This window comes from Achromobacter sp. 18P8.1.1 (genome assembly GCF_057799415.1).
The window spans coordinates 176526-194893 of record NZ_JBYOKH010000004.1 but is presented as its reverse complement, the minus strand read 5'-3'; the positions used below and the strand labels follow the sequence as shown (position 1 = coordinate 194893).

Genomic DNA, 18368 nt, shown 5'->3' with positions numbered 1-18368 from the left:
CGCCCTCAGACTCAAATACACCGTGATATCCACAGCCAATCTCACCATCCAGTTCGGTCCCAAGCCCCTTTTCGAGAACGTCAGCGTCAAGTTCGGGGAAGGCAACCGGTACGGGCTGATCGGGGCCAATGGGTCCGGTAAGTCTACGTTCATGAAAATCATCGGCGGCGACCTCGAATCGTCCGCCGGCAACGTGTCGCTTGAGCCGGGCGTGCGCTTGGGCAAGCTGCGCCAGGACCAGTTCGCGTTCGAAGACCTGCGCGTGCTGGACGTCGTCATGATGGGCCACACCGAAATGTGGGACGCCATGTCCGAGCGCGACGCGATCTACGCGAACCCGGAAGCGACCGAAGACGATTACATGCGCGCCGCGGACCTGGAAGCCAAGTTCGCCGAGTACGACGGCTACACCGCCGAAGCGCGCGCCGGCGAACTGCTGCTGGGCCTGGAAATCGCCGTGGACCAGCACAACCTGCCCATGCGCGAAGTCGCCCCGGGCTGGAAACTGCGCGTGCTGCTGGCGCAGGCGCTGTTCTCGAACCCCGACGTCCTGCTGCTGGACGAACCCACCAACAACCTGGATATCAACACCATCCGCTGGTTGGAAAACGTGCTCAACAGCTACCAGAGCACGATGATCATCATCAGCCACGATCGCCACTTCCTGAACCAGGTGTGCACGCACATGGCTGACGTGGACTACGGCGAGATCCGCATCTACGCCGGTAACTACGACGACTACATGCTGGCCTCGACCCAGGCCCGCGAGCGCCTGGTGTCCAACAACGCCAAGGCCAAGGAACGCGTTGCTGAACTGCAGGACTTCGTCCGCCGCTTCGCCGCCAACAAGTCCAAGTCGCGCCAGGCCACCTCGCGCCTGAAGCAGATCGACCGCATCAAGGCCGACCAGGTCGTGGTCAAGCCGTCGTCGCGCCAGAACCCGTACATCCGGTTCGAACAGAACAAGGTCATGCACCGCCTGGCCGTCACCATCGAGAACCTGACCAAGGCCTACGATGCGCCGGTGATCACCAAGTTCTCGGCCATGGTCGATGCCGGTGAAAAGATCGCCATCATCGGCGCCAACGGCGTGGGTAAGACGACCTTGCTGCGCCTCTTGGCCACCGAATTGCAACCGGACTCGGGTTCGGTGAAGTGGTCCGATAACGCCGATTTGGGCTACATGGCTCAGGACGTGTCGGACCAGTTCCTGCAAACCGACATCAACCTGCTGGACTGGATGGGCGACCATCGTCAGCCGGGCGATGACGACCAATCGATCCGTTCGGTGCTGGGTCGCCTGCTGTTCTCGGCGGACGATCTGCCCAAGGCGCCCAAGGTGCTGTCGGGCGGCGAAAAGAACCGCATGACCTTCGGCCGCCTGATGCTGGGCCGGCACAACGTCATGCTGCTGGACGAGCCGACCAACCACTTGGACATGGAATCGATCGAATCGCTGCAATTCGCACTGGAAAAGTACGAAGGCACGCTGGTCTTCGTGTCCCATGACCGCGAATTCGTGTCGGGCCTGGCCACCCGCGTGATCGAAATCCTGCCCTCGGGCGAGATCATCGACTACCGCGGCGGCTACGAAGACTATCTGGAATCGCGCGGCATCGAGGCCTGATTCCGGCTTGACGCCCATTGCCCCACCGCACCGGCGGCGGGGCAATGGGCTAGCTTCCGCTTCGCTCCGATCGGGGCGGGCCTTGTTATGTGTGGGCCCGCGGACGTTCAGCCCGCTGCAATATGGCGTGCGCTATCATCCGGGTAAACCCTGGTGCAAAACGCACCTCGCCCGCCTTTCCGATTCATGTCTCCCACACCCCACACCACGCCCGATGGCGCGCCCATCGGGACGTATGCGTTGACCGCGCGCATCGTTTCCATCGCGTTCTTCACCTTCATCTGTTATCTGGCCATCGGCTTGCCGTTGGCCGTGCTGCCGGGCTATGTGCACGGAAACCTGGGTTATGGCTCGGTGCTGGCCGGCCTGGCCATCAGCGTGCAGTACGTGGCGACGCTGCTCAGCCGCTCACACGCAGGCCGCATGGCCGACACCGTGGGGCCGAAGCAGACGGTCGTGATCGGCATGGTGGCGTGCGCGGCCAGCGGCGTTTTCCTGCTGCTGGCCTATGCCTTCGAACGCAGCGGGTGGCTCAGCCTGACGGCCATCATCATCAGCCGGCTGGCGCTGGGTTTCGGTGAAAGCTGGGTCGGCACGGGTTCGGCCACCTGGGCGATCGCGCGGGTCGGCCCGCTGCACACCGCCCGCGTCATCTCCTGGAACGGGATCTGTACCTACGGCGGCCTGGCGCTGGGCGCGCCGCTGGGCGTCAAGTTGGAAACCGAATGGAGCATGGGTGCGTTGGGCGGCATGGTGCTACTACTGGGTCTGGCCGGCCTGGGCATGGCGGTATCGCGCGCCGCCGTGGCGATCGTGGGCGGCCACCGCATGGCGTTCAAGAGCGTGGTCATGCGCGTCTTCCCGCACGGCATGGCGCTGGGGCTGGGGTCGGTGGGTTTCGGCACGCTGGCGGCCTTCGTGGCGCTGTACTACGCCAGCTTCTCCTGGGAGGGGGCGGCGCATGCGCTCAGCGCCTTCGGCTGCGCGTTCATTGGCGTGCGCCTGCTGTTTGCGGGCACCATCACGCGCTTCGGCGGCTTCCGCGTGGCGCAGGTCTCGTTCCTGGTCGAAGCCGCAGGGCTGCTGCTGCTGTGGTTGGCGCCCAATCCCACGGCCGCCTTGCTGGGGGCGGCGCTGACCGGTTGCGGGTTTGCGCTGGTATTCCCCGCCATCGGCGTGGAGGCGGTGGCACGCGTGCCGGCCGGCAGCCGCGGCGCGGCGCTGGGCGCGTACTCGGCATTCCTGGACCTGGCCCTGGGCGTGACCGGGCCTGTCGCGGGCTACATTTCCAGCGGCTACGGCTACCCGTCCATCTTCCTGTCGGCCGCCGTCGCCGTGCTGGTGGGCTTTCTGATTGCCTTCGGCTTGCAGCGCCATGCGGTCCGCCAGCGGGCAATGGCGTAGCAGAGACCCTAGGGCGGCGGTTAATAACCAAAAGAAGTTAAGACATTCAATATTGATCGTTTGAATTCATATAACGAATTGTTAGATTTAGGCCTCGTTCCCACGCGCGCCCACGATTCGTTCCATGAACCTGACCTTCGACCACGTCCACAAGCACTTCGGCGACCTGCCCGTCGTGGACGGCTTTACCAGCGAAATCAAGACCGGTGAACTGGTCGCCCTGGTCGGCCCGTCGGGCTGCGGCAAATCCACGCTGCTGCATTTGGCGGCGGGCCTGGAAAAACCCACGCAAGGCAGCGTGCTGGCCGATGGCCAGGCGATCAGCGGCCCGCACCCCAGCCGCACGCTGGTGTTCCAGGAACACGCGCTGTATCCGTGGCTGACGCTTGAAGACAACGTGGCGCTGGCCCTGGAATTCCAGAACACGCCCAAGAAGCGCGCCCGCGAGGCCGCGCGCCATTGGCTAGCCCGGGTCAGCCTGGGCGGCTTTGAACACTATTACCCCCATCAGGTGTCGGGCGGCATGCGCCAACGCGCCGCATTGGCGCGCGCCTTTATCGCGCAGCCCAAGACGATGCTGATGGACGAGCCCTTCGGTGCGCTGGACGCGCTGACCCGCCTGAGCCTGCAGGACGTGCTGCGCCAGCTGATCGCGCAAGAAAAGCCGACCGTACTGCTGGTCACGCACGATGTGGACGAGGCCCTGTTCCTGGCCGACCGCATCGTCGTCTTCAGCCCGCGCCCGGCGCGCGTGCTGCGCGAATTCAATCTGGCGCATCGCGAGAAGACCCACGACCTGTCGGACCTGGCCGCCGAAAAGCGCGAGATCCTGCGCCTGCTGGGCATCGGGGTGGACGGCTCGCAAGCCCACTCCGATCTGGCGCTGGCCGCCTGACCTACATCCATTTCCGTTCCGGTGGCGCCGTGGCGCTGCCGATCTTGAATTCCCTGGAGCTCCTCTCATGAAATTGAAGCAATGGCTGACCCTGCCGCTGGCTGCGGCGCTGCTGGCGGCGGCCCCCGCAATGGCCGCCGAGAAATTCCGCGTGGGTTATCTGCGCGTGATGGACGACGCGCAGGCGATCGTGGCGCAAGAGGGCGGCTACTACAAGAAGGCGGGCCTGGACTCCGAACTGATCGAATTCAAGTCGGGCACCGACCTGATCAAGGCGATCGTGGGCGGCCAATTGGATATTGGCGTGCTGGGCTTTACCAACGCTGTGGCCTGGGCCTCCAAGGGCGCGGACTTGAAAGTCGTGGGCGGCGCGCAGCAGGGCTATCACTCGCTGATCGTGCGCGATGATTCCGGCATCAAGGACATCGCGGGCTTGAAGGGCAAGACGCTGGCGTCCCAAGCCGAAGGCAGCACCGCGGACGTCGTGTTGAAGGGCGTCGTGCTCAAGCAAGGCAACCTGGGCGCCGACGACGTCAACGTCATGGGCGTGAGCCCCGCCGTGGCCGTGCAGTCGCTGGTCGGCAAGCGCGTGGACGCGGCCTTCCTGTTCGAACCCTATGATCGCATCGCGCAACTGGTGGCCCCGGTCAAGCAGATCTACGAAGTGGGCCAAGCCTGGCCGTTCCCGTGCATGGTGGTGATCACCTCGGGCGAAACGCTGGCCAAGCGCAAGGACGATGTCTGGAAGGCGCTGGACGCGCAGAACCAGGCCATCACGCTGCTGCAGAAAGAACCCGCGCAGGCGTCCAAGCTGATCGCTTCCTACTTCATCGCCGAGCCCACGCTCAAGACCTTGCATCGTGGCGAACTGCCGCGTGAAACCGTCATTACCGAGGCGATCAGCACGCAGGTGTTCACGCCCAAGCTGACCGAGAAAGATACGGCGCGCATGCAGGAAATCGCCGACATCCTGCAGGCCCAGGGTTCGCTGAAGACGCGCGACGGCAAGCCGTATGACGTGTCCAGCATCGTTGACCTGTCCTGGCAAGAGGCGCGCAAACTTTGAGCTCGTCTACCCGAGTGACCGGCGCCCGCAAGCATCTTGCGGGCGTTTTGGGCGTCCTGTTCATACTTGCCCTGTGGCAGCTGGCAGCGTTCGCGCTGCCGGATTTCCTGATGCCCGGCGTGCCTGCCGTCGTGCAGCGCCTGTTCGAAGACCTGGGCAAGCAATCGTTCCATCAAAGCCTGCTGGGCACCCTGGGCCGCTTGGGCGCAGGCTACGGCCTGGCGTTGGCGGCGGGGATCGGCTTCGGCCTGGTCGCCGCGGTGCTGTTCTTCTTTCGTGAAGTCCTGCGCAGCGCCATCGTCATCCTGCAGTCGATTCCGTCGATCGCCTGGGTGCCGCTGTTCCTGATCGTGATGGGCTTCGGCAATACGCCCATCATCGTCGTGGTTGCGTTGTCGGCGTTCTTCCCAGCCGCGCTCAGCGTGATGAACGCCACCGAATCCGTGCAACGCGTGCATGTGTCGGCGGCGCGCGTCATGGGCGCCACGCGCTGGGGCCTGGTCAAACGCGTCTATCTGCCGGCCGTGATGCCTGAACTGATCACGGGTGCGCAACTGGCGTTCGGCAATGCGTGGCGCGCGCTGATCTCGGCCGAAATGCTGATCGGCTTCGGCAAGGGACTGGGCCGGTCGCTGGCCTATTCGGGTGAAATCGCCGACATGACGGGCGTCATGACCAACATCCTGGTTATCGCCGTGCTTGCCGCGCTGATCGACCAGTTCGTGCTTGAAAACCTCAAGCATCGCCTGCTGCGCTATCAATACGTTTAAGTGCCGGAGCCTTGCATGATTCGCCGGATTCGCCTTGTTGCCCTGACTGCCTGCACGCTGCTTGCCGGCATCGCGCAGGCGCAATCCACCGGCTTCACCGCCGCTCAGGCGCGGGGCGAACTGGTGGTGGGCGTGCCGTATCTGGCGCCGCCGCCTGCGGCGGGCGCCAAGATCCGTACCCCTGACGGCCTGGATGCGCAGATGGCCGACAAGCTCGGCCAGCGACTGGGTTTGCCCGTGCGGCTGCAGCAGGTGCCGGCCGATCAGGCCGCCGCCGCGCTGGCGGCGGGCCAGGTGGACCTGGTGTTGGCGGATAGTGCAGGCGCCCAGCCGCAAACCGTTGCCGTGCAAACCACGGGCTACGGCGCGCGTCCCAAGGCGCTGATCCGCAGTGATACCACGATGCGCAAGCCAGCCGACGTACGCGGCCGCAGCGTCTGCATGGCCGAGGCGGCGACGCAAGCCCGCGCCCTGGCCGAAAGCTGGGGGGCGGTGGTGCGCACGTATCGCGTGCCGTCCGATGCCCTGGTTGCCGTGCGTGAAGGCAGTTGCGATATCGGGCTGGTGGATGACGCCGTCTGGGAACCCCTGGTGCGGTTTCCCGAGTGGAAGAAATTCTCGTCCACGCTGGCCGCGGACGGCGCCCGGCGCGAACGCGTGTGGCTGCTGCCGGCAGGTGACACGGCCGGCCGCGCCTTGCTGGCGGACGAGATGCGGGCCTGGGACCGCGCGGGCGCCTGGAAGGCAATGACGGCCAAATGGGCACGCGACGTCGCGTTCGACGTCTATCTGGACCAGGAAGTGGCCGACTGCCACGGTTAGAACGGCTTCGCGCCAGCACTTACAATGCCGGGCATGACGCACACGTTGACCGTTCCTTGCTCGTATCAGGAAGACATCAAGAAAAGCCGCTTTGCCGCTTACGCCGCGCCGGTCTCGACGGTGGACGAAGCGATGCGATTCTTCGCCGAGCGCAGCGACCCCGAGGCCACCCACAACTGCTGGGCCTACCGCATCGGACAGGAATACCGCTTCAATGACGATGGCGAACCCGGCGGGACGGCGGGCCGCCCCATCCTGCAAGCGATCGAAGGGCAGGACATGGACCGGGTGGCCGTGCTGGTGGTGCGCTGGTACGGCGGCATCAAGCTGGGGGCGGGCGGACTGGTGCGGGCATACGGCGGATGCGCGGCGAATTGTCTGCGCCTGGGCGAACGGACCGAAATCGTGGACCTGGCCACCGTCACCTGCACCTGCGGCTTTGCCGAACTGGCCTTGCTGAAGTCGCGCCTGGCGCAAGCCGGCGCGGTCATCCAACAAGAAGACTTCAATGAAGAGGGCGTGGCGCTGTGCTTCGTGGTGCCCCGCAGCGTAGTGGGTGACCTGGAGGTCACCGTCGCCAACATCACGCGGGGGCGCTCGGCCTGGGAACTGGTGTCGTGACCGCGGCCTGACGGCGCGCGAGCCAGAGAAAGGGGCCCTTGATCGGGCCCCTTTGCATGTTTACGCGTTTTGGCTGTCTTGCGCCGCGGCGATTTCCTGGTGGACCTTTTCCATGTCCACTTCCTTGATCTTGGCGAGCAGCTCGTTCAGCTGGCCGCCCGACAAGGCGCCGGGTTGCGAAAACAGCAGGACCTTCTCACGGAAGACCATCAGCGTGGGGATCGAACGAATACCCAGGGCGCCGGCCAATTCCTGCTCTACGTCGGTGTTCACCTTGGCGAACGTGACGTCGGTGTGCTCGGTCGCGGCTTGCTCGAAAACGGGCGCAAAACCACGGCAGGGGCCACACCAGGGAGCCCAGAAGTCGACGATCAGGGTGCCGTCGGGGGTGATGGCGTCCTGGAAGCTGTCTTTGGTGAGTTCAACAATACTCATTTTGGATCCTTGCCGCGGAGCGCGGCGCAAAAAAGGCGGTGTCAGAGATCCGGGATGTGCCTGTCCCGGACCTGATTCGGCGACGCTTCAGGTGCCACGCGCTCTAAAGGCAATAGTAGAGCCGCCGGTGGCGGCGTCGCAATGGTTGGCGCTATGGAGAGCGCGGTCAGCGGCGCTCAGGCCGCGGTTTTTATGAGGACTCAGGCGCCGTTCTTCAACGACGCGACGATTTCGAAGGAGCGCAGGCGGTCCGCGATGTCGAAGAAGTCAGACACGATCATGACTTCGTCGGCCTCGGTTTCGGCCACCAGCGCCTCGAGCCTGCGCTTGACGGTCTCGGGCCCGCCCACGATGGCAGCACCCAGTCTTTGATTGACCGCTTCACGCTCCCATTCGTTCCACAAACCGTCCATGCTGTCCACGGGCGGCTGCAGTTGCAGGCGGTTGCCGCGCACCAGCGACAGGAATTTCAGCTGCTGGGTGGTGGACTGGCGCTGCGCCGCTTCGTCGGATTCAGCCGCAATCACCGGCACGCCGATCATGGCGTAGGGGCGCGACAACGTGGCCGAGGGCTTGAACAGATGCCGGTACAGGCGCATCGCCGCCATGCCTTCAGGCGAAAAATGGCCCGCGAACGAGAACGGCAGGCCCAGTTCGGCAGCCAGGCGGGCGCTGAAATCGCTGGAGCCCAGCAGCCAGATCGGAATGTCCAGGCCTTCGCCGGGGATGGCTCGCACCGGTTGATTGGGACGCGAGGCGGCCAGGAAGCCGCGCAATTCCTCGACCAGCGCCGGAAATTCCAGGCCGCTGCGCGGACCGCGGCGCAGGGCATGCTGCGTTGCGCCATCGCTGCCGGGCGCGCGGCCCAGGCCCAGGTCGATACGGCCCGGATAGAGCGTTTCCAGGGTGCCGAACTGTTCCGCAATGATCAGCGGGGCATGGTTGGGCAGCATGATGCCGCCCGAACCGACCCGCAGCGTGCTGGTGTGGCCGGCCACGTGGCCGATCAGTACCGCCGTCGCGCTGGACGCCACGCCGTTGATGTTGTGGTGTTCAGCCAGCCAGAAACGCTTGTAGCCCAGGCGCTCCACATGCTGAGCCACGGCCACGGTGTTGCGGAAGGCGTCGGCCGCGTCACGGCCATGCACAATAGGGGCCAGGTCCAGGACCGAAAAGGGGATGCGCGCAAGGGTGCTCATGCGGACATCTCCGGAAGACGGGCGGAACAGGGGGGCAACGCGGTGGCAAAGCGGGCAAGGCGCAAGGTGAACTCCATATACCGTGATACATGGGGAGTGTATCGGCGAATTCAACCTGGGGCCGCAGCAACCTTATGGCCGGGCGGGTTGTATTGCCAGGGGCTATCGCGACGATTGGTGGAGGAGACCCCCACGCTGCGCAGGCGTTGCGTGCTTGCTGCCCCCCCAACGCTGCGCAGGCGTTACCCACAAAAAAGCCGCCGCGGCAGGGCGCCGGGCGGCTTTTTGGGCGGGTGGCCCCGGAAAGGCTTATTCGGGGAAGAACGCGTAGCGGATCACGAACAGCACTGCCACCAGCCACGTGGCCGGGTGCACGTCGCGGACCTTGCCGGTAGCCGTCTTCAGCACCACGTAGCTGATGAAACCGAAGGCGATGCCGTTGGCGATGGAGTACGTGAAGGGCATCACCAGCGCGGTCAGGGCGGCGGGTGTGGCTTCCGTGACTTCGTTCCAGTCGATGTCGATCAGTTCGCGCATCATCAGGCCGGCCACGTAGAGCAGGGCGGGCGCGGTGGCGTAGGCGGGCACGGCGCCGGCCAGGGGCGAAATGAACAGCGCGGCCAGGAACAGCAGGGCCACGACCAGCGCGGTCATGCCCGTGCGGCCGCCGGCCTGCACGCCCGACGCGCTTTCCACGAAGGCGGTGGTGCTGCTGGTGCCCAGCGCCGAGCCGGCGACGATAGCGGTGCTGTCGGCGAACAGCGCGCGGCCCAGGCGGTTGGGGCGGCCTTCCGGCACCAGGCCGGCGCGTTTGGCCACGCCCACCAGCGTGCCGGTGGCGTCGAACACTTCGACCAGCACGAACACCAGGATCACGTGCACGAAGCCGCTATGCAGCGCGCCCAGGATGTCCAGCTTCAGGAAGGTGGGGGCCAGGCTGGGCGGGGCCGAGAAGATGCCCTTGAACTCGTTGTAGCCCAGCGCCATCGACAGCACGGTGACGACGATGATGCCGATCAGGATCGCGCCGCGCACGCGCAGCGCGTCCAGCGACGCGATGATGAAAAAGCCCAGGATCGCGAACAGCGGACCGTGCGTCGTCAGGTTGCCCAAAGAGACCTTGGTGGCCGGATGGGCGACGACGATGCCGGCGCTCGATAGCGCGATAATGGCAAGGAACAGCCCGATGCCTGCGGCGATGGCGCTGCGCAGCGAATGCGGGATGCCCTTCACCAGCCAGACCCGAATGCCCGAGATCGTCAGGATCAGGAAGATCACACCCGAGATGAACACGGCGCCCAGCGCCTGCTCCCAGGTGTAGCCCATCGTCTTGACGACGGTGAAGGCGAAGAACGCGTTCAGGCCCATGCCGGGGGCCATGCCGATCGGCCAGTTGGCGATCAGGGCCATCACCAGCGAACCCAGCGCGGCGGCCAGGCAGGTGGCCACGAAAACGGCGTCGCGGTCCATGCCGGTGGACGACAGGATGTCCGGATTGACGAAGATGATGTATGACATCGTCAGGAAGGTCGTCAGACCGGCCACGATCTCGGTGCGCGCGGTGGTCCCGTGTTCACGCAGCTTGAATAGCTTCTCCAGCATTCGAGTCCCCAGTGTGTTTGCAGGCTTGTAGGTTGTTGTGGGCGGGTGCCGGATGGCCCCCGCGATTTCAAAAACAGGCGTATTTTCGCATCAGTTGTAAACTCTGCCGCCATGATTATTCTCGGCTTTGAAAGCTCCTGCGACGAAACCGGTGTCGCAGCCGTCTGTACGGAACGGGGACTGCTCGCGCACGCGCTGCATACCCAGATCGCCATGCACCAGGAATACGGTGGCGTGGTGCCGGAACTCGCCTCGCGCGACCACATCCGCCGCGTCGTGCCGCTCACCCGCCAAGTGCTGGAAGAGGCTGGCCTGCAGATGTCCGACATCGGCGCCGTGGCCTATACGGCCGGCCCGGGCCTGGCGGGCGCCTTGCTCGTCGGCGCCAGCGTGGCGCAGTCGTTCGCCTGGTCTCGGCACTTGCCGGCCATCGGCATCCATCACCTGGAAGGCCACCTGCTGTCGCCCATGCTGGCCGATCCGCGGCCCGATTTCCCCTTCGTGGCGCTGCTCGTGTCCGGCGGCCATACGCAGCTGATGCGCGTGGATGGCGTGGGGCGCTACGAATTGCTGGGCGAAACGCTGGACGATGCCGCCGGCGAAGCCTTCGACAAATCGGCCAAGCTGATGGGGCTTGGCTATCCCGGCGGCCCGGCCCTGGCCAAGCTGGCCGGGCAGGGCGATGCGTCGCGCTTTGAACTGCCGCGCCCGATGCTGCACAGCGGCGACCTGGATTTCAGCTTCAGTGGCTTGAAGACCGCCGTGCTGACCCGGGTCAAGGCCGCGGAAAAGGACGGCGGTCTGGACGACCAGACCCGCGCCGACCTGGCGGCGGCCACGCAGGGCGCGATCGTCGACGTGCTGGCGGCCAAATCCATCAAGGCCTTGAAGCAGACCGGCCTGCGCCGGCTGGTGGTGGCGGGCGGCGTGGGGGCGAACCAGCTGCTGCGCGCCAAGCTGGCCGCGGCGTTGAAGCCGCTGCGCGCACAAGCCTATTTCCCGCCGCTGGAGCTGTGTACCGACAATGGCGCGATGATCGCTTTCGCGGCGGCCGAGCGGGTGAAAGCGGGGCTCGTGACGCTGGATCCGGATGCGCACAGCTTTACTGTCAAGCCGCGCTGGGACTTGGCCGATATCGCTTGAACGGGTTTGCAGACATGACAATGGGCGGCCAGGCCGCCCATTTCCGTTGGGGGCAAGGCTTACTTCTTCTTGCCGCCGATCTTGCTTTCGGTGCCCTGGATCAGGCGGGTGATGTTCGCGCGGTGGCGATAGAACAGCAGCACGCCGATCACGGCCAGCGCCACACCCATCGCCGGTTGCGCGTACCAGGCCAGCCCCGAACCGAAGACGTAATACACCGGGGCGAAGAACGCCGCCACCAGCGAGGCCAGGGACGAGTAGCGGAAGAACACCGCGATGATCAGCCAGGTGGCTGCGGTCGCCACGGCCAGCCACGGTTGGATGGCCACCAGCACGCCCAGCGCGGTCGCCACGCCCTTGCCGCCCTTGAACCCCAGGAAAATGGGGTACAGGTGCCCGACGAAAGCGGCCAGGGCCACGAGGGCCAGGCCGGTGGGGGCCATGCCCGGGGCCAGCCTTTCGGCCAGCCAGATCGCGAACCATCCCTTTGCGGCGTCGCCCAGCAAGGTCAGCGCGGCGGCCGTCTTGTTGCCGGTACGCAGCACATTGGTGGCGCCGGGGTTCTTGGACCCGTAGCTACGGGGGTCTTGCAGCCCCATCAGCTTGCTGACGACCACTGCGAACGGCACGGAGCCGATCAGGTAGGCCAGCACGATGAGCGCAGCGGTGAACACCAGGGAGGGTTCGGTAATCGCCATGGAAAGGGAGTCCGTTGTTGTCGTAATGGCGCGGATTCTACCGCGCCGGGCGCCACCCCTGGCTACGGGTTATCGAGCGTGGCGCCGGCGCCTCGGCCGACAGGCGGTGGCAAGACGGACATACAGGGTAGGGCTGCGGACGGTACAATCCGACACGTCCACCCGCGTTTTATTTTCTTTCGGATGCACAATGCGAATTCTGGTTTCGAACGATGATGGTTACTCGGCCCCTGGGCTCGAAGCGCTGGTAGCGGCGCTGCAAGGCTTGGGCGATTTAACCGTCGTCGCGCCCGAGACCAACCACAGCGGCGCCTCCAACTCCCTGACGCTGAACCGGCCCCTGTCGGTGCGCACCGCGTCCAACGGCTTCATCGCCGTGAACGGCACGCCGTCGGATTGCGTCCACGTGGCGCTGACGGGGCTGATGGACACGCGTCCGGACTTGGTCGTGTCCGGCATCAACAACGGCGCCAACATGGGCGACGACACGCTGTATTCCGGCACGGTCGCCGCCGCCAGCGAAGGCTATCTGTTCGGCATTCCCGCCATCGCGTTCTCGCTGGCCGAAAAAGGCTGGGAGCACATCGATTCCGCGGCGCGCGCCGCCCGGCTGGTCGTCGAACGGCACCTGGCAAAGCCCCTGGCGGCGCCGGTTCTGCTCAACGTCAACATCCCCAACCGGCGTTTCGAGGACATGCACGGTTTCGCGGTCACACGCCTGGGCAAGCGGCACCCGTCGCAGCCTGTGGTGCGCACCACGACGCCCTACGGCGACACGGTCTACTGGATCGGCCCGGTCGGCCTGGCCGCCGATGCCACCCCGGGCACGGATTTCCACGCGGTGGAGCAGGGCACGGTGTCGGTCACGCCCCTGCGCCTGGACCTGACCCAGCACAGCCAACTGGATGAAATCCGCACTTGGGCAGAGCCGCTATGCGCAAACGCATAAGCCAACCCGATGTGTCCCAGGCGGTGCCGGGCCGGCCCAGCCCGGTCCGCTATGACTCCGGCCGGCTCAGCCCCGGCGTCACGCCCGCCAATAGCAATACCCGCATTTCCGCGGCGACCTTGCCGCGCCAGCCCCAGGCGCCCGTGGCGGCTGCCGGCGGCAACCTGGGCCTGAACTCCGACCGCCTGCGCCAGGCGATGGTGCAGCGTCTGCGCAGCCAGGGCGTCACCGACGAGCGCGTGCTGAACGCCATGTCCGCCGTGCCGCGCCATCTGTTCGTCGATGAAGCGCTGGCCAGCCGCGCGTATGAAGACGCCGCCTTGCCCATCGGCCATTCGCAGACCATCTCGCAGCCCTGGGTCGTGGCGCGCATGATCGCCGCCGTGTGTGAAGACCGCACGCCAACCCGTGTGCTCGAAGTGGGCGCGGGTTGCGGCTATCAGGCGGCGGTGCTTGCGCAGTTCGTGCGCGAGGTCCATTCGATTGAACGCATCCGCGGACTCTACGAGCTCGCGCGCGAGCATCTGCGCGCCTTGCGGCTGACCACTCGGATTCGACTGATCTATGGCGACGGCACCTTGGGCCTGCCCGGCGTGGCCCCGTTCGATGCTATCGTTGTGGCTGCCGCTGGCCTGGCCATTCCGCAAGCGCTGCTCACGCAGCTTGCGCCGGGTGGACGCCTCATCGCCCCCGAAGGGGGCTCGAACCAGCGCCTGGTGCTGATCGAACGCACTGGCGCGGCCAGCTGGAAACGAACTGAATTAGAGGCCGTGCGCTTTGTGCCGCTACGCGCCGGAATACAATCTTGAGCAAACAGGAGAAACGTATGCTCAACGGGCAGTTGCAACTGACCGATATGACTATGGGCGCGTCCATGACGCGCCTGCGCCGCCCGCTCTTTATCGCGGGGGCGCTCAGCCTGGCCATTTTGGCCGGCTGCGCATCGAAAGGAACTCGTGCACCGGTGGTCGACATGACCGGCGGGCAACCCGCACCGGCGGCTCAGCCGGGCGGCAGCTATGTGGTCAAGCCGGGCGACACGCTCTACAAGATCGCCCGTGCCAACAATGTGGACATCGAAAGCGTCAAGCGCTGGAACAACCTCAGCGACCCCAACCAGATCTCGGTCGGCCAGGTCCTGAAGATGTCCGGCGGGTCGGGCGGCGGCGCGCAATCCGCGCCCATCGCCAGCACCAAGCCGCAACCGCGGCCGCTGGATCAACCCGAAGCGCCGGTCGCATCTCTGCCTCCGCCTGATTCGTCGGCTACGCCGGCGCCTGCCCCGGTCGAGGTCAAGCCCTCGCCGCGCGCAGCGGATGCCAGCGTCATCAACTGGGCATGGCCCGCCAACGGCGCGATCGTGCAGACCTTCAACGCCAGCAGCAAGGGCATCGACATTTCCGGCGCGCTGGGCGACCCGATCACCGCCGCGGCGGATGGCCTGGTCAAGTACAGCGGCAACGGCGTGCGTGGCCTGGGCAACCTGATCATCGTCGAACACCAGAACGGTTTCATCACCGCTTACGCGCATAACCGCGCCTTGCTGGTGAAGACGGGCCAGAACGTCAAGCGCGGCGCCAAGATCGCCGAACTTGGCCAAAGCGACACCACGTCGCCGCGCCTGCATTTCGAAATCCGTCGCCAAGGCACGCCGGTCGACCCGATGCAGTACCTGCCCGCCAAATGACGCCAACCCTGGTATTTGACCTTGAAACGATCCCCGACGCCGATGGGCTGCGCAAGCTCAACGGCTGGGGCGCCGAGGTACCTGACCAGGAAGTGGTCGAACGCGCGCTGACCGCCCGCCGCGAAGCCGTCGGCCACGATTTCCTGCCGCTGCACCTGCACAAGGTGGCGGTGGTGGGCTGCGTGTTCCGCGACGACCAGGGGTTTCGCGTCAAGACGCTGGGCCAGCCCGATGATCCCGAAGCCGCCTTGCTGGCGGGCTTCTTCAAGACCATCGAGCGCTACACGCCCAAGCTGGTGAGCTGGAACGGATCGGGTTTCGACCTGCCGGTCCTGCATTACCGCAGCCTGATCCTGGGCGTGCCCGCGCCGCGCTACTGGGACATGGGCGAAGAAGACCGCGACTTCAAGTTCAACAACTACATCGCCCGCTACCACACGCGCCATCTGGACTTGATGGACGTGCTGGCCAAGTACAACGGCCGCGCCAACGCGCCGCTGGATGACCTGGCCAAGCTGTGCGGCTTTCCCGGCAAGCTCGGGATGGACGGCAGCAAGGTCTGGGAGGCCTGGAGCACGGGCCGTGCCGACGAAGTCCGCGCCTATTGCGAGACCGACGTCGTCAACACGTGGCTGGTGTACTGCCGCTTCCGCTTCTTGCGCGGCGAACTGGACCGCACCGCCTACGACGCGGAAATCGCGTTGGTGCGCGACACGCTGTCCGCCAGCGACGCGCCGCACTGGAAGGAATACATGGCGGCCTGGGACGCGCCCTGACGCGTTGCGCAGGGCTCGCGGGGACGAAGCACGGGGCCGGCAAGGCCCCGTCTTCACGTCTGGTGGATGCGCAATCGACTGAAACATGGATGGCGGGGACGAAACCCGGTTGAAACCGGGCGGATCGCACAATGGTCTCGCTTTCTTCACTTTCAGGAGACACAACATGTCCCGATTCGCTATTCGCTCCAATTTGGCCGCTCTTGCATTTGTCGCCGCGACGGGCGGTCTGGTGGCCGGTTCCGTCATGGCTGCGCCGCCTCCTCCCGCTGATGGTGGCCCGGCCGCCATGCACCACGGCCCACGTGGCGAATTCCACAAGGGCATGCGCGACGGCCTGTTCATCCCCGGCATCGGCCCCGTCTCCAAGGCGCAGGTCGATCAACTGAAGCTGGATGACAAGCAGCAAGCGCTGTTCAAGACCGCGCAGGACGGCCAGCGCAGCCTGCACGAAGCCATGCGCGCTTCCGGCGGGAAGCGCCACGACCTCTTGAAGTCGCAGCTGGACAGCGGCAAGCTGGATCCGCGCGCCCTGATGGCGCAATCGGACCAGACGCGTGACCAGTTCCGTGCGCAGGGCCAACAGGTGCGTGACCAGTGGCTCGCCGTCTGGGACAGCCTGAATGACACGCAGCGCGGCCAAGTGACAAAGCTGGTGAAGGACCGCGAAGCCAAGATGCAGGAGCGCCACGCCAAGATGGAAGGGCGCCATGGCGGCAAGGGCCGCGGTGCGCCGCCTGCTCCGCCGGCTGCCGGCGACGTTCCCCCGCCGCCGCCCCCGCAGTCGGCCAGCTAAGCCTGCCGTACGTGGCGCCGGAAGGCGCCGCGGCCTGACGCAAAACCCCGGACGCGCATTGCGCGGACCGGGGTTTTTTTGCTGTGGGCGAGGTTACGGCGCTCCACTTTGGCGCAGATTCCCCGTTTTGACGCACGGGCCGCAAATGGAGGCGGAGCACCTGCACGCTTCTGGTGCATGGCAAGCGGGATTCAACGGTCCGACAGCCGATTGTCACCCGCTTGAAACCTGGCACGGACATTGCTTATTGGAAAGTGAGCCGGTAACTCACCGCTGCAAAGCCGGTCAGAGGGATGCGCCGCAAGGCCGTCCTCCTCCTCGTTAAATCCGATCAGGACTCCGCACCATGAAGAAGACGTTGCTAGCCTTGCCCTTTGCGCTTGCCGCTTGTTTCGCCTCGACGGCCCAGGCTGAACCCACCGATCTGGGGGGCGGTTTTTCTCTTAGCGGCAACGCCACCATTGCCAGCGACTACCGGTTCCGCGGTTACTCGCAGACCGACTTCCGCCCCGCAGTGCAACTGGGTATCGACCTGACCCACAGCTCCGGCTTCTACCTGGGCAACTGGAACTCCAACGTCTCGAACTTCGTGTTCACCGACGGCAACCTGGAAATGGATTTCTACGGTGGCTGGAAGGGCGACGTGGGCGGCGGCTTCACGCTTGACGCCGGCGTGCTGCACTACTACTACCCGGGCTCCAGTTCGCCCAAGGGCGGCAACTACAACAATACCGACTTGTACGTGGGCGCGTCCTACGGCAACTACTCGCTGAAGTATTCGTACACGCCCAGCGACTTCTTCAGCACGCCGGACAGCAAAGGCACCTGGTACCTGGACGGCACGGCTACGTTCGATCTGGGCGATGGCTGGGGCCTGCTTGGCCACTTGGGCTATCAGAAGCTGAAGAACCAATCGAACATGGACGGCGATTCGATTGGCCACTACGTCGACTACAAGGTCGGTGTGACGAAGGATTTGAAGGGCTGGGTGCTGGGCCTGGCCGCGGTCGGGGCCACCAAGGACAACTGGCTGCCCACCAAATACGGCCACCCGTCGGGCCGTCTGGGCGCGGTCTTCTCGGTATCGCGCGCGTTCTGAATTGCAATCCGTGGCGGCGCCTTGAAAACGCGTCGGCCTTTTGGGGGATTGATGGAGACTGCCTGATGGGCAGTCCCCATCAATTCCCCTTTTTTTAGAGCTCCGCTACGTCTCGCAGCCGGACACCGTTCAACTTCGCCGCAACCAGGGCATCAGACATCACCCGGTCGCAGATAGGAGAAGCACCCAAGCGCTCTTGGCGAAAGATGTGGGCATTTGCCACGGCGTCTGCTTTGAAGACCAGACTCGCTCCACCCACCACGCTGTACAGCTTTACGTCCTGGCCAGTCTGGGGGTCGTACTCAAGCTTGATCTTCACCCGCGATCGGGCTTCGTCCAGTGCATTCAGTGTGCGCAGCACATTGCAGAGGTAGTACTGCGGACCGGGAGAGCCGTCGGCAAGGGTGAAGTCGCATGGGACGAATGCGAATGCTTCGGGGTCTACACGCAGGAATACCTGTCTGAGTGCCTCGGAGACAACCCAGATGCCTGCCAGCACTTCAAAGTCGCGCGGTAGCCCCCCTTTCTCCGGCACGAGCATCAGATGTGGCCGCTCGGGATACTGATCGGGTTCGCCAGTCGGTCGCTCGACAATATTCATGCTGGGGTGGATCAGTGCGTCTTCGTTCGCAAACTCCAGCCCCGAAACCTGACCATTACCTCCGAGGCTTGGATCAATGAGAAAGAACCTGCCTTTGCAGGACTCGGTATCAACTGAAACGGGAATGGCGGTCTGCTCGTTCATAGGTTTCTAAAATGGAGAGGGGGTGAAAAGGTTC

General features: G+C 65.2%; 19 protein-coding genes. 14 read left to right on the top strand and 5 right to left on the bottom strand.

The window, feature by feature from the left end:
* Positions 1–22: 22 nt before the first annotated feature.
* From AC27VE_RS05240 to AC27VE_RS05210, 7 genes are all read left to right on the top strand, one after another.
* A complete protein-coding gene (locus tag AC27VE_RS05240) occupies positions 23–1627 on the top strand; it encodes an ABC-F family ATPase (RefSeq protein ID WP_427959839.1) in 1605 nt (534 codons plus the stop codon).
* A 186-nt stretch (positions 1628–1813) separates the two neighbouring features.
* Positions 1814–3031 carry an MFS transporter gene (locus AC27VE_RS05235; RefSeq protein ID WP_088587270.1) on the top strand — a complete coding sequence of 406 codons (1218 nt, stop codon included), beginning with the start codon at positions 1814–1816 and terminating at the stop codon, positions 3029–3031.
* A 124-nt stretch (positions 3032–3155) separates the two neighbouring features.
* The gene (locus AC27VE_RS05230; RefSeq protein WP_088587271.1) at positions 3156–3926 is read left to right on the top strand and encodes an ABC transporter ATP-binding protein; all 771 of its coding nucleotides are present in this window, start codon (positions 3156–3158) and stop codon (positions 3924–3926) included.
* Between the two features lie 67 nt (positions 3927–3993).
* Positions 3994–4992, top strand: coding sequence for an ABC transporter substrate-binding protein (locus tag AC27VE_RS05225; RefSeq protein WP_006222304.1), 999 nt, complete (start codon positions 3994–3996; stop codon positions 4990–4992).
* Positions 4989–5762: an ABC transporter permease gene (locus AC27VE_RS05220; protein ID WP_006222303.1), complete on the top strand. Its 774-nt coding sequence runs from the start codon at positions 4989–4991 to the stop codon at positions 5760–5762. The genes AC27VE_RS05225 and AC27VE_RS05220 overlap by 4 nt, the downstream gene beginning before the upstream one ends.
* 15 nt (positions 5763–5777) lie before the next feature.
* Positions 5778–6584 carry a transporter substrate-binding domain-containing protein gene (locus tag AC27VE_RS05215; RefSeq protein WP_488703210.1) on the top strand — a complete coding sequence of 269 codons (807 nt, stop codon included), beginning with the start codon at positions 5778–5780 and terminating at the stop codon, positions 6582–6584.
* 33 nt (positions 6585–6617) lie between these two features.
* Positions 6618–7205, top strand: a complete 588-nt coding sequence (locus AC27VE_RS05210) for an IMPACT family protein (RefSeq protein WP_488703209.1) — start codon at positions 6618–6620, stop codon at positions 7203–7205.
* Positions 7206–7265: 60 nt separating this feature from the next.
* On the opposite strand, the gene AC27VE_RS05205 is transcribed toward AC27VE_RS05210, so the two are convergent.
* From AC27VE_RS05205 to AC27VE_RS05195, 3 genes are all read right to left on the bottom strand, one after another.
* Positions 7266–7640 carry a thioredoxin family protein gene (locus AC27VE_RS05205; RefSeq protein ID WP_006222300.1) on the bottom strand — a complete coding sequence of 125 codons (375 nt, stop codon included), beginning with the start codon at positions 7638–7640 and terminating at the stop codon, positions 7266–7268.
* A 200-nt stretch (positions 7641–7840) separates the two neighbouring features.
* A complete protein-coding gene (locus AC27VE_RS05200; RefSeq protein WP_006222299.1) occupies positions 7841–8839 on the bottom strand; it encodes an LLM class flavin-dependent oxidoreductase in 999 nt (332 codons plus the stop codon).
* Between the two features lie 309 nt (positions 8840–9148).
* Positions 9149–10441 carry an NCS2 family permease gene (locus tag AC27VE_RS05195; protein ID WP_006222298.1) on the bottom strand — a complete coding sequence of 431 codons (1293 nt, stop codon included), beginning with the start codon at positions 10439–10441 and terminating at the stop codon, positions 9149–9151.
* A 111-nt stretch (positions 10442–10552) separates the two neighbouring features.
* On the opposite strand from AC27VE_RS05195, the gene tsaD reads away from it, so the two are divergent.
* Positions 10553–11584: a tRNA (adenosine(37)-N6)-threonylcarbamoyltransferase complex transferase subunit TsaD gene (gene tsaD, locus AC27VE_RS05190; RefSeq protein ID WP_488703208.1), complete on the top strand. Its 1032-nt coding sequence runs from the start codon at positions 10553–10555 to the stop codon at positions 11582–11584.
* A gap of 59 nt (positions 11585–11643) precedes the next feature.
* On the opposite strand, the gene plsY is transcribed toward tsaD, so the two are convergent.
* Positions 11644–12282, bottom strand: coding sequence for a glycerol-3-phosphate 1-O-acyltransferase PlsY (gene plsY, locus AC27VE_RS05185; protein WP_088587274.1), 639 nt, complete (start codon positions 12280–12282; stop codon positions 11644–11646).
* Between the two features lie 190 nt (positions 12283–12472).
* Between plsY and surE the strand changes: the two genes are divergently transcribed.
* The 6 genes from surE (at position 12473) to AC27VE_RS05155 (ending at position 17589) form a co-directional block, all read left to right on the top strand.
* Positions 12473–13231 carry a 5'/3'-nucleotidase SurE gene (gene surE, locus AC27VE_RS05180; RefSeq protein WP_006222295.1) on the top strand — a complete coding sequence of 253 codons (759 nt, stop codon included), beginning with the start codon at positions 12473–12475 and terminating at the stop codon, positions 13229–13231.
* Positions 13216–14040, top strand: a complete 825-nt coding sequence (locus AC27VE_RS05175) for a protein-L-isoaspartate(D-aspartate) O-methyltransferase (RefSeq protein WP_315131902.1) — start codon at positions 13216–13218, stop codon at positions 14038–14040. Before surE ends, AC27VE_RS05175 begins: the two co-directional genes overlap by 16 nt.
* Positions 14041–14057: 17 nt before the next feature.
* Positions 14058–14918: a peptidoglycan DD-metalloendopeptidase family protein gene (locus AC27VE_RS05170; protein ID WP_488703207.1), complete on the top strand. Its 861-nt coding sequence runs from the start codon at positions 14058–14060 to the stop codon at positions 14916–14918.
* Complete coding sequence (locus tag AC27VE_RS05165; protein ID WP_315131908.1) at positions 14915–15694, top strand: 3'-5' exonuclease; 780 nt, start codon at positions 14915–14917, stop codon at positions 15692–15694. The genes AC27VE_RS05170 and AC27VE_RS05165 overlap by 4 nt, the downstream gene beginning before the upstream one ends.
* A 166-nt stretch (positions 15695–15860) precedes the next feature.
* Positions 15861–16490 (top strand): hypothetical protein, encoded by a 630-nt coding sequence (locus AC27VE_RS05160; protein ID WP_006222291.1) that lies wholly within the window; start codon positions 15861–15863, stop codon positions 16488–16490.
* A gap of 346 nt (positions 16491–16836) precedes the next feature.
* Positions 16837–17589, top strand: coding sequence for a TorF family putative porin (locus AC27VE_RS05155; RefSeq protein ID WP_006222290.1), 753 nt, complete (start codon positions 16837–16839; stop codon positions 17587–17589).
* A gap of 94 nt (positions 17590–17683) precedes the next feature.
* Here the strand turns inward: AC27VE_RS05155 and AC27VE_RS05150 are convergent, their stop codons facing one another.
* Positions 17684–18334 carry an imm11 family protein gene (locus AC27VE_RS05150; protein WP_488703206.1) on the bottom strand — a complete coding sequence of 217 codons (651 nt, stop codon included), beginning with the start codon at positions 18332–18334 and terminating at the stop codon, positions 17684–17686.
* Positions 18335–18368 lie beyond the last annotated feature (34 nt).

Excerpts from the sequence above, each read along its gene's own strand:
- AC27VE_RS05235 (WP_088587270.1), top strand. The coding sequence starts at position 1,814 with ATGTCTCCCACACCCCACACCACGCCCGATGGCGCGCCCATCGGGACG.
- AC27VE_RS05230 (WP_088587271.1), top strand. The coding sequence starts at position 3,156 with ATGAACCTGACCTTCGACCACGTCCACAAGCACTTCGGCGACCTGCCC.
- AC27VE_RS05225 (WP_006222304.1), top strand. The coding sequence starts at position 3,994 with ATGAAATTGAAGCAATGGCTGACCCTGCCGCTGGCTGCGGCGCTGCTG.
- AC27VE_RS05215 (WP_488703210.1), top strand. The coding sequence starts at position 5,778 with ATGATTCGCCGGATTCGCCTTGTTGCCCTGACTGCCTGCACGCTGCTT.
- AC27VE_RS05210 (WP_488703209.1), top strand. The coding sequence starts at position 6,618 with ATGACGCACACGTTGACCGTTCCTTGCTCGTATCAGGAAGACATCAAG.
- AC27VE_RS05205 (WP_006222300.1), bottom strand. The coding sequence starts at position 7,640 with ATGAGTATTGTTGAACTCACCAAAGACAGCTTCCAGGACGCCATCACC.
- AC27VE_RS05200 (WP_006222299.1), bottom strand. The coding sequence starts at position 8,839 with ATGAGCACCCTTGCGCGCATCCCCTTTTCGGTCCTGGACCTGGCCCCT.
- AC27VE_RS05195 (WP_006222298.1), bottom strand. The coding sequence starts at position 10,441 with ATGCTGGAGAAGCTATTCAAGCTGCGTGAACACGGGACCACCGCGCGC.
- tsaD (WP_488703208.1), top strand. The coding sequence starts at position 10,553 with ATGATTATTCTCGGCTTTGAAAGCTCCTGCGACGAAACCGGTGTCGCA.
- plsY (WP_088587274.1), bottom strand. The coding sequence starts at position 12,282 with ATGGCGATTACCGAACCCTCCCTGGTGTTCACCGCTGCGCTCATCGTG.
- surE (WP_006222295.1), top strand. The coding sequence starts at position 12,473 with ATGCGAATTCTGGTTTCGAACGATGATGGTTACTCGGCCCCTGGGCTC.
- AC27VE_RS05175 (WP_315131902.1), top strand. The coding sequence starts at position 13,216 with ATGCGCAAACGCATAAGCCAACCCGATGTGTCCCAGGCGGTGCCGGGC.
- AC27VE_RS05170 (WP_488703207.1), top strand. The coding sequence starts at position 14,058 with ATGCTCAACGGGCAGTTGCAACTGACCGATATGACTATGGGCGCGTCC.
- AC27VE_RS05165 (WP_315131908.1), top strand. The coding sequence starts at position 14,915 with ATGACGCCAACCCTGGTATTTGACCTTGAAACGATCCCCGACGCCGAT.
- AC27VE_RS05160 (WP_006222291.1), top strand. The coding sequence starts at position 15,861 with ATGTCCCGATTCGCTATTCGCTCCAATTTGGCCGCTCTTGCATTTGTC.
- AC27VE_RS05155 (WP_006222290.1), top strand. The coding sequence starts at position 16,837 with ATGAAGAAGACGTTGCTAGCCTTGCCCTTTGCGCTTGCCGCTTGTTTC.
- AC27VE_RS05150 (WP_488703206.1), bottom strand. The coding sequence starts at position 18,334 with ATGAACGAGCAGACCGCCATTCCCGTTTCAGTTGATACCGAGTCCTGC.